Consider the following 14,000-nt stretch of genomic DNA (forward strand, 5'->3'; position numbering starts at 1 on the left):
CGGCGTCCACCCGAAACCCGGTGGAAGGACCGGCCTCCCAGCCCTACGGTGGCGGGATGGCCGGTCTTCCCGTTCCCGTGCGTGACGTACGCGTCCGCATCCAGTGCGTCGGCGCCTGCGGGCCCTTCGCGCGCCTCACCGCGGACTTCGAGCCGCCCGGGGAGAGCGGTGAGCCGGAGTTCGTGAACACGGTGCCCGAGGAGCTGCTGGCGGCGGAGTACGTTCCGGCGATCCGGGCCGGCCTGCGGGAGGGCCTCGACGGTGTGGCCGCCCGCGTGAGGCTCACCGACGGCCGCCACCACGAAGTGGACTCGTCGGAGTACGGCTTCAAGACGGCCGGACGGATGGCGGCCCGCGCCGCGCTCATCGGAGCCGGGCTGCTGCCGCCGGAGGAGGCGGAGAAGCTTCCCAAGGTGACCTGGCCGGGCAAGCCGAAGCCCGCTGAACCCGCCTCCCGCTGAGGCGAAGTCGAACCTGTCCGCCGCTCGGCCTCCGGGCCGTCCGTCGGTTGACCGGCAAGCCCGTCCTGCGTTCGCGGACGGACGCTCGGGCCCACCGGGCGGTGCCGGGCGCCGGCACCCCTGCCGCGCGGCTGCAGCGACGCGCCTCGGAGACCGTCCGAAGGGCGAGTCGGCCGCCGCGCCTGCGCCGCCGACCAGGGTGCGGCTCATCCCTCGACCTTCGCGCCGAGCCCTCCCAGCAGCACCGCGGTGAAGCGGCGGACCCAGTCCTCGTCGACGGGTTCGCAGCTCACCAGCGCCCGGTGCACCACCGCGCCCGCGATCACGTCGAAGATCAGGTCGGCGGTGGCGGCGGCCGCCTCCGGGTCGGTCTCCGTCGGCAGTTCGCCGCGCGCCTGGGCCCGCGCCCGGCCCTCGAGGACCAGCCGCTTCTGGCGGTCCACGATCGAGACCCGGATCCGCTCGCGCAGCGGCTCGTCGCGCGTCGACTCGGCGACCACCGCCATCAGCGCGGTCCTGGCCTCGGGCCGCTGCAGCAGCTCCGCGAACTGCAGCACCACACCCTCGATGTCCGCCGCGAGCGAGCCCCGGTCGGGAAGCTCCAGTTCGTCGAACAGGACGGCGACGGCGTCCACGACGAGTTCGTTCTTGCCGGCCCAGCGCCGGTAGAGCGTGGTTTTGGCCACCCCGGCCCGGGTCGCGACATCGCCCATCGTGAGCTTGGACCAGCCCAGCTCGACCAGGGCCGCCCTGGTCGCGTCGAGGATGGCGGCGTCCGCCTCGGCGCTGCGGGGGCGGCCGGTGCGGGTCGATTTCGGACGCGTGCGGCTACACATGACGGCGACCATACCGGCCAGTAGGTGATGCGCTGTGAGGCAGTTCACCGGGTGTTCCTTCCCGCCCCCGTGGCAATCGAGTTACGCTACGACTCGTAGCGAAAGCGTGAAGCTGAGCGACAACCACAGGTGCCAGGTGGGGACCCGGCGCCACAGTACGCATCGCAGTACGCACCACCCGCGGTCGGCGTCCTTCCGTCGGGTTTTTCACTCGTGCGCGCGGAGGGGGGAGGATGTACTCATGCAGCCTAGGAACATGTCCATGAACGGCGTCGTCGACCTTGCCGCGGTGAAGGCGGCCGGCGAGGCCAAAGCCAAGGCGGAGCAGGCGCGTGCCGAGGCCGCCCGGCAGGGCGGCGGCGGTGCCGTACCCCCCTCCAGTCTGGTGATCGACGTCGACGAGGCGGGCTTCGAGCGCGACGTCCTCCAGCGCTCGGCCGAAGTGCCGGTCGTCATCGACTTCTGGGCCGAGTGGTGCGAGCCCTGCAAGCAGCTGAGCCCCGTGCTGGAGCGGCTCGCCCGTGAATACAACGGCCGTTTCGTGCTCGCCAAGATCGACGTCGAAGCCAACCAGATGCTGATGCAGCAGTTCGGGATCCAGGGCATCCCGGCTGTCTTCGCGGTGGTCGCCGGCCAGGCGCTGCCGCTCTTCCAGGGCCTGGCGCCGGAACAGCAGATCCGGGAGACCCTCGACCAGCTGATCCAGGTCTCCGAGGAGCGCTTCGGCCTCACCGGTATCACCGTCGACGCGGACGCCGAGGAGGCGGACGCGGGTCCCGCGCCCGTCCCGGCGGGGCCGTACGACGCGCTGCTCGAAGCGGCCGTCCGGGCGCTGGACGCGGGCGACCTCGGCGGCGCCGTCCAGGCGTACAAGAACGTGCTCTCCGACGACCCGGGCAATACGGAGGCCAAGCTCGGCCTCGCACAGGCCGAACTGCTCGCCCGGGTCCAGGACATGGACCCGTCGGCGGTGCGCAAGGAGGCCGCCGACAGGCCCGACGACGTCCAGGCGCAGATCGCCGCCGCCGACCTCGATCTGGTCGGCGGGCATGTCGAGGACGCTTTCGGCCGGCTCGTCGACACCGTGCGGCGCACGGCGGGCGAGGACCGCAACGCCGCCCGGCTGCGGCTGCTGGAGCTCTTCGAGGTGATCGGTCCGGACGACCCGCGGGTGACGGCTGCGCGTACGGCGCTTGCGCGCGTGCTGTTCTGACGGGTTCACGTCGCCGGTGCAGGCGGCGGATTTGGCGACAGAGTGACAAACAGCGGCCGCGCTTTACCAAAACTTGGTAAACGCGGCCGCTGTTACTTGGAGTAAATCAACCTCGTTGTTCTGTCCGATTTTCAGCGGCAATCTGCTGACTTTTCGACCCGGCTCGGGGCACCCTGCGTCGTCGGGTGATGTCACCCCGTCGTGCCGTGGTTATCCGTCCGTTACTAGCCAGTAACGAACCCCCTTGTGTCCCGGCGCGTAATGCACCACGATCGGCGACGCTCGGTCCATTACCGCACCAGCCCGGCAGCCAGCCGCGTCCGCGGTCCTGGGTCCCCACCGAGTGGGCCGGCGGCAGAGGCGTCGGCCGAGGACAGGGGGGTTCCTGCCCGACCTGGCAGGGCCTGTCCATTGCGGTTGCGCGAAGGCGTGGCCAGTGGTTGTCGCTCGGGGGTGATCGCCGGTGATGCGGACGCGGCTCGCGCCTGTTCTCACGGCGCTCTCCTTCCCGAGGACGTAGCACTTCTCCCATCCCAGGACGGACCTCCTCGGTCCGTACCGGAGATGTACGTCCGAGAAGGAGGAACAGATATGTCCCAGGTTCGTGGTGGGACCAGATGGAAGCGGTTCGCGGTCGTCATGGTGCCGTCCGTGGCCGCCACGGCCGCGATAGGCGTCGGCCTGGCCCAGGGTGCGCTGGCGGCGTCGTTCAGCGTTTCCGGCCAGAGCTTCAAGGTGACGGCCAGTGAGCTGAACGGTGAGGACTTCTTCCAGTACGGAAGCCTCGCGACGGGCACCGACCTCAAGGGCAACAAGACCGCCCACCCGGTCGCGGTGTCGTCGTTCAGCCACGCGACGATCACCAACATGTGCCAGTCGGTCGTCACTCCCGACGTGCCGTTCTTCGGCAGCGTCAGCCTGGAGCTGAAGGCCGGTGGCAAGGGTACGCCCGTCGATGCGACGAACCTCTACCTGGACGTCGCAGAGCTCGAGGCCGACGCCGAGTTCAGCAACATCGACATCGGCGTCGCGGCGGGCGACAAGGCCAACAAGCCGGGCATCCAGCCGGGCACGCAGGCGAACCCCTACGGCTTCGCCCAGCGGGCCAAGAAGGCCAAGCTGACCAACGTCAAGCAGACGGCGTGGGCGACCACCGCCGGCACCTTCAAGCTGAGCGGTCTCAGCATGAAGCTGCACAAGGGCGTCAAGGAGTGCTACTAAGCACCCGCCCGGGCGGGCGGGGAGCGCCTTCCGCGGCCCCGCCCGCCCGACCCTCACTCCTTTTCACAGCAACACCGGTTCCAGGGAGCTGTTTTCCATGAGCGCCGAGTCACCGGGGCAGAACGACGAGCACTACCTCCGCGTCATCAAGCGGCGTTTTCGCGACTGGCGGGGCCAGCGGCCCTTCTGGGCCGGCCTGTTCACCATGCTCGGCGGCGTACCGATTGCCTACTTGCCGTATGCAAGCCTCAAGATCGGCCACATGACGCTGGCCATGGCCACCACGGCGGGTGCGGGTTCGCTGATCATCGGCGTCCTGCTGGTGACGCTGGGGCTGACCATGTGGTTCCACCATATTGTGCGGGTCTTCGCCGGTGTCGCCGCGATTCTGCTGGCGCTGGTCTCCCTCCCGGTCTCCAACTTCGGAGGCTTTGGGATCGGCTTCCTGTTCTCGCTGATCGGTGGCGCACTCTCCATCTCCTGGGCGCCGGGGAAGCCCGCAGAGCCGGCCGAGGCCACCGCGGAGCCGGCTTCGCCCGCCCCGGAGCCGGGCCATGAGGCCGACGGTCCGCTGGTACCCGGCCCGCAGTTCTCGGACACCGTGAAGATGACGAAGACGACTGCCGACGGCGGGAGGAACAGTGCGGGGTGACGAGGAATCACTGATCGCGGCCGATGGCGACCCCCGCCTGAGAAAGGGCCCGCGTCACGCGGCCCCGAGGAAGTCGCTGTTCACCAAGCTGCAGATACCCGCGGGCAAGGCCATGGCCATCGCGGCGATGCCCACGGCGGTCTTCGTCGGCATGGGACTCACGCCCAAGCTGGCGCTCGCCGACGAGAAGGACATCCCGTTCGCCCCCGGACCGTGCGTGACCCGCTCGGACGAGCCGCAGGAGACGGAGGAGTCGCCGTCCGCCTCGGAGTCGCCGAAGCCTTCTGACGACGCGTCCGACCCCTCGGACAAGCCGTCCGACGAGCCTTCGGAGGAGCCGTCCGCGAGCCCGTCCGGCGATGCCGGTGACGAGCCGGAGCCCGGTGCGTCCCCCTCGGCGTCCGAGCCGGCCGGTCAGTCGGCGCCGACCGCCGACCCCACGCCGAGCGAGACCAAGAACCCGCTCGACCCGCTGGGTGTCGGCGACGCGATCAAGGACCTGCTCGACGGCCCGGACAAGGAGCCGACGGCCACCGCGACGGCCACGCCGACGCCGAGCGACACGGCGGAGCCCACCGAGGAGCCCACCGAGGAGCCGTCGAAGCCGGCCGAGGGGACCCCGTCCAAGCCGACGGAGCCTGCGGAGGACCCGGTCGGCGGCACGGTGGACAAGACCAAGGACGCCATCAAGGACGCGGCCGAGAAGGCCGGCGCCGAGGTCGAGGAGCTCGACGACAAGGTCAAGGGCCTGGACCCGGTCAAGGACGAGGACATCCCGGAAGGCGCGGACGGCAAGCCGCGCTTCCCGTGCCCCACCCCTGACCCGGAGGCACTGGCCGCCGCCGACCTGGAGCCGGGCATCCCCCTGCTGCCGGACGCCCCCTGGCGGCTGGAGAGCTCCAGGCTCACGCTGAGCGGGCTCAAGTACCACGGCATCGTCGAGGTCGAGACCGGCAGCGGCAAGATCAAGAAGGCGCTGAAGTTCACGGCGGCCTCGGTGGACATCAAGGACCTGCACCAGCTGGTCGAGGGCCCGAACGGAACCACCGCGCACGTCGAGGCGGCCGGGGGTTCCACGTCCACGATCCGGGGCGGCACGGTGACCATGTACACGGAGGAGCTGAAGGGCAACCTCTTCGGGCTCATCCCGGTCACCTTCAGCCCGCAGACCCCGCCGCCGCTGGACGTTCCCTTCGCGATCTTCACTGACGTGAAGATCAAGCAGGCCGGCCAGTTCGGCGGCACGCTGAGCGTGCCGGGGCTGCACAACTACTTCACCGGTGGCAACGCCGGCTGATTTTCCGGGAGCCGCGGAAAAGACTGTGGGCCGCACCCTCGCTACGGGGGTGCGGCCCACAGCCGTCAGCCCGCAGCCGTGAGCAAAGCCGTCAGCGTCCGTCGCCCTCGACCCCCGGGACACCGTCCGATGCGGAAGATCCGCTTTTACGCCGGCCGCGAGCACGAGCTCACGGTCCACTTCGAAATCCTCGGCGGCGTGCACGTCGTCGCCGCGGGGGACCGGATCGACGTCGAGTTCGCCGATTCCGAGGAGCCGTGCTCGGTGGAACACCATCGCCACGCCCTGGTCCTGACCCAGGAAGGCGATGGCTTCATGCGGGTCCGGGACTCGGCGGGCCGTGAGATCGACCCCAGCGGCGAGATCGACCCCGCCGCACTCTGAACGAGCGGCCGGCTGCCCGAACCACCATGGGCCGTACTCCCCCAGGGAGTACGGCCCATGGACTCAAAGGGGCGCGGCTCAGGCGGGCTTGTCGCCGCTGCCCAGGTGGTGCACCCGCACCATGTTCGTGGTGCCCGGGACTCCCGGAGGGGAGCCCGCGGTGATGATCATGGTGTCGCCCCCGTTGAAGCGCTGGAGCTTCAGCAGGGCCGCGTCGACGAAGTCGACCATCGCGTCCGTGGTCTCCACGAACGGGGCGATGAAGGGCTCGACGCCCCAGCTCAGGGTGAGCTGGTTGCGGGTCGACTCCTCCGTGGTGAAGGCCACGATCGGCTGCTGGGCCCGGTAGCGGGAGAGCCGGCGAGCCGTGTCGCCGGACTGGGTGAAGGCGACCAGGGCGCGGCCGTCGAGGAAGTCGGCGATCTCGCAGGCCGCGCGGGCGACCGAACCGCCCTGGGTGCGCGGCTTCTTGCCCGGGACCAGGGGCTGGAGGCCCTTGGAGAGGAGCTCCTCCTCCGCGGCAGAGACGATCTTGGACATCGTCTTGACCGTCTCGATCGGGTACGCGCCCACGCTGGACTCCGCCGACAGCATGACCGCGTCCGCGCCGTCCAGGATCGCGTTGGCGACGTCGGACGCCTCGGCGCGGGTCGGGCGGGAGTTGGTGATCATCGACTCCATCATCTGGGTCGCCACGATCACCGGCTTGGCGTTGCGGCGGCACAGCTCGATGAGGCGCTTCTGCACCATCGGGACCCGCTCCAGCGGGTACTCGACTGCCAGGTCGCCGCGGGCCACCATCACGCCGTCGAAGGCCATGACGACATCCGCCATGTTGGCGACGGCCTGCGGCTTCTCCACCTTGGCGATGACCGGGACCCGGTGGCCCTCCTCGTCCATCACCTTGTGGACGTCCTTGACGTCGTTGGCGTCGCGGACGAAGGAGAGCGCGACCATGTCGCAGCCCATCCGCAGCGCGAAGCGCAGGTCCTCGACGTCCTTCTCGGACAGGGCCGGGACATTGACCGCCGTACCGGGCAGGTTGATGCCCTTGTGGTCGGAGATGACCCCGCCCTCGATCACGATGGTCCTGACCCCGGTGCCGTCGACCTCGGTGACCCGGAGTTCGACGTTGCCGTCGTTGATGAGGATCTGGTCGCCCTTGTCGACATCACCGGGCAGACCCTTGTACGTCGTACCGCAGATGGACTTGTCACCGGGGACGTCCTCGGTGGTGATCGTGAACTCGTCCCCGCGGACCAGCTCGACCGGCCCCTCGGCGAAGGTCTCCAGCCGGATCTTCGGGCCCTGGAGGTCGGCGAGCACACCCACGGGGCGGCCGGTCTCCGCCACCGCCCTGCGGAGACGGTCGTACCGCTCCTGGTGCTCTGCCTGGGTCCCGTGGCTCATGTTGAATCGGGCCACGTTCATGCCGGCCTCGATGAGCGCTTTCAGCTGCTCGTAGGAGTCGACGGCGGGGCCCAGTGTGCAGACGATTTTGGAACGGCGCATAAGGCGGATCCTATCGGTTTGTTTCTACGCGGAATATTCCAGCTGGCGGAAAATACAAATGGGCGGACCGCCGCTCAGGCGAGGGTTTCGCCGACCAGTGCGAAGGTCTGCTGCGCGATCTCCAGTTCCTCGTCCGTCGGCACCACCGCCACCGCCACCCGCGCGCCCCGCGGCGAGACGATCCGTGGCTCGTCCGACCGTACGGCGTTGAGGTCCGCGTCCACCACAAGCCCCAGCTCCTCCAGCCCGGCGATGGCGGCCTCCCGCACCGGAGCCGCGTTCTCACCGACGCCCGCGGTGAACGCGACCGCGTCGACCCGGCCGAGAACCGCGTAGTAGGCGCCGATGTACTTCTTCAGCCGGTGGACGTAGATCTCGAAGGCGAGCCGCGCCCGCTCGTCGCCCTCGTCGATACGGCGGCGGATCTCCCGCATGTCGTTGTCACCGCACAGCCCCACCAGGCCGCTCTTCTTGTTCAGCAGGACGTCCACATCGTCCTCGGACATCCCCGCCACCCGCTTGAGGTGGAAGGTGACCGCGGGGTCGATGTCGCCCGAGCGCGTGCCCATGACCAGCCCCTCAAGCGGGGTCAGTCCCATCGACGTGTCCACACAGCGGCCGCCCGCGACCGCCGACGCCGACGCGCCGTTGCCCAGGTGCAGCACGATGACGTTGACGTCCTCCGGGGCCCTGCCGAGCAGCGCGGCGGTCCGGCGCGAGACGTACGCGTGCGAGGTGCCGTGGAAGCCGTAGCGGCGGATCCGGTGCCGGTCCGCCGTCTCGACGTCGATCGCGTACCGCGCCGCGTACTCCGGCATCGTCGTGTGGAACGCCGTGTCGAACACCGCGACCTGGGCAAGGTCGGGGCGCAGCGCCTGGGCGGTACGGATGCCCGTGATGTTCGCCGGGTTGTGCAGGGGCGCCACCGGGACGAGGCGCTCGATCTCCGCCATCACCTCGTCGGTGATCACGGTGGGCTCGGTGAACTTCAGTCCGCCGTGCACCACCCGGTGGCCGATCGCCGCCAGCTCGGGGGAGTCGAGGCCGAGCCCGTCCTGCGTCAGCTCCTCGGCGACCGCCTTCAGCGCCGCGTCGTGGTCCGCGATCGGGCCCGTACGCTCCCGCTTCGCGCCCCCACCGGTCAGCGGGGTGTGCACGAGCCTGGACGTCTCCTCGCCGATCCGCTCGACCAGGCCGACGGCCAGCCGCGCGCTGTCGCGCATGTCCAGCAGCTGGTACTTCACCGAGGAGGAGCCGGAGTTGAGGACGAGAACGCGCGTGGCGGTCATACGGGGAGCTCCTGAGCCTGGGACTGGATCGCGGTGATCGCGACCGTGTTGACGATGTCGCTGACCAGCGCGCCGCGCGACAGGTCGTTGACCGGCTTGCGCAGACCCTGCAGCACCGGTCCGACGGCCACGGCGCCGGCCGAACGCTGCACGGCCTTGTAGGTGTTGTTGCCGGTGTTGAGGTCCGGGAAGATCAGCACGGTCGCCTGGCCCGCCACCTCCGAGTCCGGCATCTTGGTCGCCGCGACGGACGGTGCGACCGCGGCGTCGTACTGGATCGGGCCCTCGATCTTCAACTCGGGATGCCGCTCACGCACCAGCTTCGTGGCCTCGCGCACCTTGTCGACGTCCGCGCCGGAGCCCGAGGTGCCGGTGGAGTACGACAGCATCGCGATCCGCGGCTCGACCCCGAAGCGGGCCGCCGTGGCCGCCGACTGCGCGGCGATGTCGGCGAGCTGCTCGGCGTCCGGGTCCGGGTTGACCGCGCAGTCGCCGTACACCAGCACCTTGTCGGCGAGGCACATGAAGAAGACGGACGACACGATCGAGGCGTCCGGCTTCGTCTTGATGATCTCGAACGCGGGGCGGATCGTCGCGGCCGTCGAGTGCACCGAGCCGGACACCATGCCGTCGGCCAGGCCCTCCTGGACCATCAGCGTGCCGAAGTAGTTCACGTCCGAGACGACGTCGTACGCCAGTTCCACCGAGACGCCCTTGTGGGCGCGCATCTCGGCGTACCGCTCGGCGAAGCGCTGGCGCAGCTCGGAGGTCGCGGGGTCGATCAGCTGGACGGCGGCGAGGTCGATGCCGAGGTCGGCGGCCTTCTTGCGGATGACGTCGGAGTCGCCGAGCAGGGTCAGATCGCAGACGTCGCGGCGCAGCAGTACGTCGGCGGCCTGCAGCACCCGCTCCTCCGTGCCCTCGGGCAGCACGACGCGGCGGCGGTCGGCGCGGGCCTGGTCCAGCAGGTCGTGCTCGAACATCATCGGCGTGACCCGGCCGGTACGTGCGACCTCGACCCGTGCGAGCAGCCCCGCCGTGTCGACGTGGCGCTCGAAGAGGCCGAGCGCGGTCTCCGCCTTGCGCGGGGTCGCCGCGTTCAGCTTGCCCTCCATCGCGAAGAGTTCGGCCGCGGTGGGGAAGGAGCCGCCGGGCACCGAGATCACCGGGGTGCCCGGCGCGAGCCGGGACGCCAGGGTGAGGATCGAGTCGGCGGGACGCTCGTCGAGGGTGAGCAGCAGGCCCGCGATGGGCGGGGTGCCCGCGGAGTGTGCGGCGAGCGCGCCGACCACCAGGTCGGCGCGGTCACCTGGGGTGACGACCATGCAGCCGGGGGTCAGGGCCTTCAGGAGGTTCGGCAGCATGGCGCCGCCGAAGACGAAGTCCAGCGCGTCCCGGGCGAGCCCGGAGTCGTCCCCGAGCAGCACGGTGGCCCCCAGGGCGTGGGAGATCTGGGCGACCGTGGGCGCGGCGAGCGCGGGCTCGTCCGGCAGGACGTAGCAGGGGACCCGCAGGCGGGCCGCGAGCCGCTCGGCGATCACTTCCCGGTCCTCGGGCGCCACCCGGTTCACGACCATCGCGAGGATGTCGCAGCCCAGCACTTCATAGGCGCGATGGGCGTTGCGGGTCTCGGCGCGTACGGACTCGGCGGCCTGGCCCTTGCCGCCCACCACGGGGATGACGGAGGCGCCGAACTCGTTGGCCAGCCGTGCGTTCAGGGCCAGCTCGTCGGGGAGTTGGGTCGCGTGGAAGTCCGTGCCGAGGACGAGGACGACCTCGTAGTCGCGCGCCACCGCGAGGAAGCGGTCGACGAGGCGGGACACCAGTTCGTCGGTGCCCTGCTCGGCCTGGAGCGCCGCGGCGTCGTGGTAGTCCATGCCGTAGACGGTCGACGGGTCCTGCGAGAGCCGGTAGCGGGCGCGCAGCAGATCGAACAGACGGTCGGGTCCGTCGTGCACCAGTGGCCGGAACACGCCCACCCGGTCCACCTGGCGGGTCAGGAGTTCCATGACTCCCAGCTCGACCACCTGGCGACCGTCCCCCCGGTCGATCCCGGTCACGTACACGCTGCGCGTCACGCGTGCTCTCCCATCCTGTGTGGTGTGTGTGGTGTGTGCGGTGGGTCATGCGGCGCGGCGTGCGCGCCCGCCAGGGCTGGGCTCCGGGCCCGAGCGCCGCTCGGCGTCATGCTCGCGAGCTCGAAAAACCCCGATAGGGTGGCGTTGCCCCCTTGACAATACCTCTGGGGCTGGGTAGAGCGCCCGCCGCGTGCCCCCGCTGTCCAGGGGAGGTGCCCGGAGGGCGCGGTCCAGACCTGGCGTGTGAGAATCGAAATCGCTCACATGTATCACCAGCGAGCAGGAGACACAGCACGATGCGCATCGGAGTGCTCACCGCAGGCGGCGACTGCCCCGGCCTGAACGCCGTGATCCGGTCGGTCGTGCACCGTGCCCTGACGGGCCACGGCGACGAAGTCATCGGCTTCGAGGACGGATTCAAGGGCCTGCTCGACGGCAACTACCGCCCGCTCGACCTCAATGCCGTGAGCGGCATCCTCGCCCGCGGCGGCACGATCCTCGGCTCCGCCCGGCTCGAGCGCGCCCGGCTGCGCGAAGCCGCCGAGAACTGCGAGGAGTTGGCCCGCCGCTACAACCTGGACGCACTCATCCCCATCGGCGGCGAGGGCACGCTGACCGCAGCCCGGATGCTGGCCGACGCCGGTATGCCCGTCGTCGGCGTACCCAAGACGATCGACAACGACATCTCCGCCACCGACCGCACCTTCGGCTTCGACACCGCGGTCACGGTCGCCACCGAGGCCATCGACCGACTCAAGACCACCGCCGAGTCCCACCAGCGGGTCATGGTCGTCGAGGTGATGGGCCGGCACGCGGGCTGGATCGCGCTGGAGTCCGGAATGGCGGGCGGCGCGCACGGAATCTGTCTGCCGGAGCGCCCCTTCGAGGTCGACGACCTGGTGAAGATGGTCGAGGAACGCTTCGCGCGCGGCAAGAAGTTCGCGGTCGTCTGCGTCGCGGAGGGTGCGCACCCGGCCGAGGGGTCGATGCCGTACGAGAAGGGCGAGATCGACCAGTACGGCCATGAGCGCTTCGCCGGCATCGGCAACCGGCTCGCCGTCGAGCTCGAGCGGCGCCTGGGCAAAGAGGCGCGGCCGGTCATCCTCGGCCACGTCCAGCGCGGCGGCGTCCCCACCGCGTACGACCGGGTCCTCGCGACCCGCTTCGGCTGGCACGCGGTGGAGGCGGCGCACCGCGGCGAGTTCGGCAGGATGACCGCGCTGCGGGGCACGCAGGTCGCGCTGGTGCCGCTGGCGGAGGCGGTGTCACAGCTGAAGACGGTGCCGGAAGACCGGGTGTTCGAGGCGGAGTCGGTGTTCTGACGCCGGTGCGGGGTGCGCCCGCATCTGTGGTCCGCCGCCGGTGACGTGTCCCATGGAATCGGTGGGCCGCGAGTCCGTCCGTCCTCGAACGCCGGGCGGTCGAATTGCGGGTCGGGAAACGCTCGCCGCGGTTCCCGGACTCGGCTCGGCGGCACGCGCTACCCCGGGGCCAGGGCCCAGAAGTGGTCGACCACCCCGTCGAGGAATTCCCGGCCCGACTCGCCCGAGCCGCCCGACGCGCCCCAGCTGGACGTCGTCACCATGCGCGCGTGATAGTCCTCGTGGAGCCGTTGCAGGACGTCCTCGAGTTCCCGCTTCGGCATCGGCAGCAGTTTTGCGACGGGGCGTACGTATGCCTGCCACCGCGTCGTCGCCGCGCTCCGCAGCAGCTCCGCGAGCTCGTCGTCGCGGCCGGTGGCGGTGAGCAGCTCGCGCGGGGAGAGGGAGAGGTTCTCGGCGAGAGCGGCGGTCTGGCGTTCGTTGCCCCGCCAGCGGTTCGTGTCCTCCATCCGCCGGTACGAGGACACGTCCACGCCCACCCGGCGGGCCAGGTCCTCCACGGTCATGGCCCGCGCCATCCGGTGCTCGCGCAGGGTCCTCGCCGGTCCCAGCAGGTCACCGGGCGCACACCACAGCACCCCGGCCAGCGCCGTCAGCTCCTGTGAGTTCGGCGCCAGCAGCCCACGTTCCCAGGCGACCACGATGTCCGGGGCGATCTGGAGTCCGTACTGGGCCTGGAGGCCGTACGCAACATGGCCGGGAGCCATCCCCAGCGCCTCGCGCAGTCGGCGGGCGGCAGGGGCGTTGAAGGGCGGGGTGGAGTGCACCGGCACACGGTAAGAGGCGGGAGGACGTGATGACTACGGTGCGTTCACCCAACGTCACCACTCGTAGAAACGTCCAGAAAGCCGGTCGAGCATATTCCGTCCCCGGAGACGCACCGGTCGACACGCGTAACGTACCGATCGGTACGTACCGGTGGCGGACGCCCGCCGATGGTTTCAGCGCCCCGACGGAACCCACCGGTACTGGAGCTCGGGGCGGCCTATCTGGCCGTACTGAGGACTGCGGTCCGCCCTGCCCTCGGTGACCAGGTGCTCCAGATAGCGGCGCGCGGTGATCCGCGAGATCCCGACGGCCGCCCCGGCCTCGGCCGCGGTGAGCCCCGCCGGGGCGTCGCGGAGCGTGCGGGTCACGGCTTCGAGCGTGGGACCGCTGAGGCCCTTGGGGAGCGCGGCGGGCTGAGGCGTACGGAGCGTCGCGAGCGCCCGGTCCACTTCGTCCTGGCCCGACGCCTCGCCGGCGCTCGCGCGGAACTCGGCGTACCGGGTGAGGCGGTCACGGAGCGTGGCGAAGGTGAAAGGCTTGAGGACGTACTGGACGACCCCGAGCGACACGCCCTCGCGGACGACCGCCAGGTCGCGGGCGGACGTGACGGCGATGACGTCCGCGGAGTGGCCCGTGGCGCGCAGCGCTCGCAGCAGCTGGAGCCCGTGCCCGTCGGGCAGATACAGATCGAGCAGGATCAGATCGACTGGCGTCCGCTCGAGCGCCCGGTGCGCCTCGGCGCGCGAGCGCGCCACCCCGGCGACGGCGAACCCCGGCACGCGCCCGACGTAGAGAGCGTGTGCGTCGGCGGCGACGGGGTCGTCCTCGACGACCAGCACGCGGATGCCGTCGTCAGGGCCCTGGGGCTGTCCGGCGGTCGGGGTCACACGATCACCTCCGTGGCACG

At 70.6% G+C, this 14,000-nt stretch carries 13 protein-coding genes; 7 read left to right on the plus strand and 6 right to left on the minus strand.

What is annotated here, in order from left to right; genetic code table 11:
- Positions 1-56: 56 nt before the first annotated feature.
- Positions 57-461 (plus strand): hypothetical protein, encoded by a 405-nt coding sequence (locus ABT078_RS03050; RefSeq protein ID WP_351223187.1) that lies wholly within the window; start codon positions 57-59, stop codon positions 459-461.
- A gap of 206 nt (positions 462-667) precedes the next feature.
- On the opposite strand, the gene ABT078_RS03055 is transcribed toward ABT078_RS03050, so the two are convergent.
- Complete coding sequence (locus tag ABT078_RS03055; RefSeq protein ID WP_351223189.1) at positions 668-1,297, minus strand: TetR/AcrR family transcriptional regulator; 630 nt, start codon at positions 1,295-1,297, stop codon at positions 668-670.
- A gap of 241 nt (positions 1,298-1,538) precedes the next feature.
- Between ABT078_RS03055 and ABT078_RS03060 the strand changes: the two genes are divergently transcribed.
- The 5 genes from ABT078_RS03060 to ABT078_RS03080 all read left to right on the plus strand — a co-directional run bounded on the left by ABT078_RS03060 (position 1,539) and on the right by ABT078_RS03080 (position 6,064).
- On the plus strand, positions 1,539-2,510 hold the full coding sequence (locus ABT078_RS03060) for a tetratricopeptide repeat protein (RefSeq protein ID WP_351223191.1): 972 nt from the start codon (positions 1,539-1,541) through the stop codon (positions 2,508-2,510).
- Positions 2,511-3,101: 591 nt separating this feature from the next.
- Positions 3,102-3,731 (plus strand): DUF6230 family protein, encoded by a 630-nt coding sequence (locus tag ABT078_RS03065; RefSeq protein ID WP_351223193.1) that lies wholly within the window; start codon positions 3,102-3,104, stop codon positions 3,729-3,731.
- A 97-nt stretch (positions 3,732-3,828) separates the two neighbouring features.
- Positions 3,829-4,383, plus strand: a complete 555-nt coding sequence (locus ABT078_RS03070) for a DUF6114 domain-containing protein (RefSeq protein WP_351223195.1) — start codon at positions 3,829-3,831, stop codon at positions 4,381-4,383.
- Positions 4,373-5,680 carry a hypothetical protein gene (locus ABT078_RS03075; RefSeq protein ID WP_351223197.1) on the plus strand — a complete coding sequence of 436 codons (1,308 nt, stop codon included), beginning with the start codon at positions 4,373-4,375 and terminating at the stop codon, positions 5,678-5,680. Before ABT078_RS03070 ends, ABT078_RS03075 begins: the two co-directional genes overlap by 11 nt.
- Before the next feature lie 129 nt (positions 5,681-5,809).
- A complete protein-coding gene (locus tag ABT078_RS03080) occupies positions 5,810-6,064 on the plus strand; it encodes a hypothetical protein (RefSeq protein ID WP_351223199.1) in 255 nt (84 codons plus the stop codon).
- 78 nt (positions 6,065-6,142) lie between these two features.
- Here the strand turns inward: ABT078_RS03080 and pyk are convergent, their stop codons facing one another.
- From pyk to pta, 3 genes are all read right to left on the minus strand, one after another.
- Complete coding sequence (gene pyk, locus ABT078_RS03085) at positions 6,143-7,576, minus strand: pyruvate kinase (RefSeq protein WP_351223201.1); 1,434 nt, start codon at positions 7,574-7,576, stop codon at positions 6,143-6,145.
- 74 nt (positions 7,577-7,650) lie between these two features.
- Entirely contained in the window at positions 7,651-8,865 is a 1,215-nt protein-coding gene (locus ABT078_RS03090; RefSeq protein ID WP_351223203.1) for an acetate kinase, read from the minus strand.
- Positions 8,862-10,943, minus strand: a complete 2,082-nt coding sequence (gene pta / locus ABT078_RS03095) for a phosphate acetyltransferase (protein WP_351223205.1) — start codon at positions 10,941-10,943, stop codon at positions 8,862-8,864. The genes ABT078_RS03090 and pta overlap by 4 nt, the downstream gene beginning before the upstream one ends.
- 296 nt (positions 10,944-11,239) lie before the next feature.
- Here pta and ABT078_RS03100 point away from each other — a divergent pair, with 296 nt between their 5' ends.
- On the plus strand, positions 11,240-12,265 hold the full coding sequence (locus ABT078_RS03100; RefSeq protein ID WP_351223207.1) for an ATP-dependent 6-phosphofructokinase: 1,026 nt from the start codon (positions 11,240-11,242) through the stop codon (positions 12,263-12,265).
- Between the two features lie 158 nt (positions 12,266-12,423).
- Here the strand turns inward: ABT078_RS03100 and ABT078_RS03105 are convergent, their stop codons facing one another.
- Entirely contained in the window at positions 12,424-13,098 is a 675-nt protein-coding gene (locus tag ABT078_RS03105; protein ID WP_502981145.1) for a helix-turn-helix domain-containing protein, read from the minus strand.
- A gap of 168 nt (positions 13,099-13,266) precedes the next feature.
- The gene (locus tag ABT078_RS03110; RefSeq protein WP_351223209.1) at positions 13,267-13,980 is read right to left on the minus strand and encodes a response regulator; all 714 of its coding nucleotides are present in this window, start codon (positions 13,978-13,980) and stop codon (positions 13,267-13,269) included.
- Positions 13,981-14,000: the final 20 nt, after the last annotated feature.

The sequence above is a fragment of the Streptomyces sp. NPDC002133 genome (assembly GCF_040296405.1).
In the GTDB taxonomy this organism is placed as follows: Bacteria; Actinomycetota; Actinomycetes; order Streptomycetales; family Streptomycetaceae; genus Streptomyces.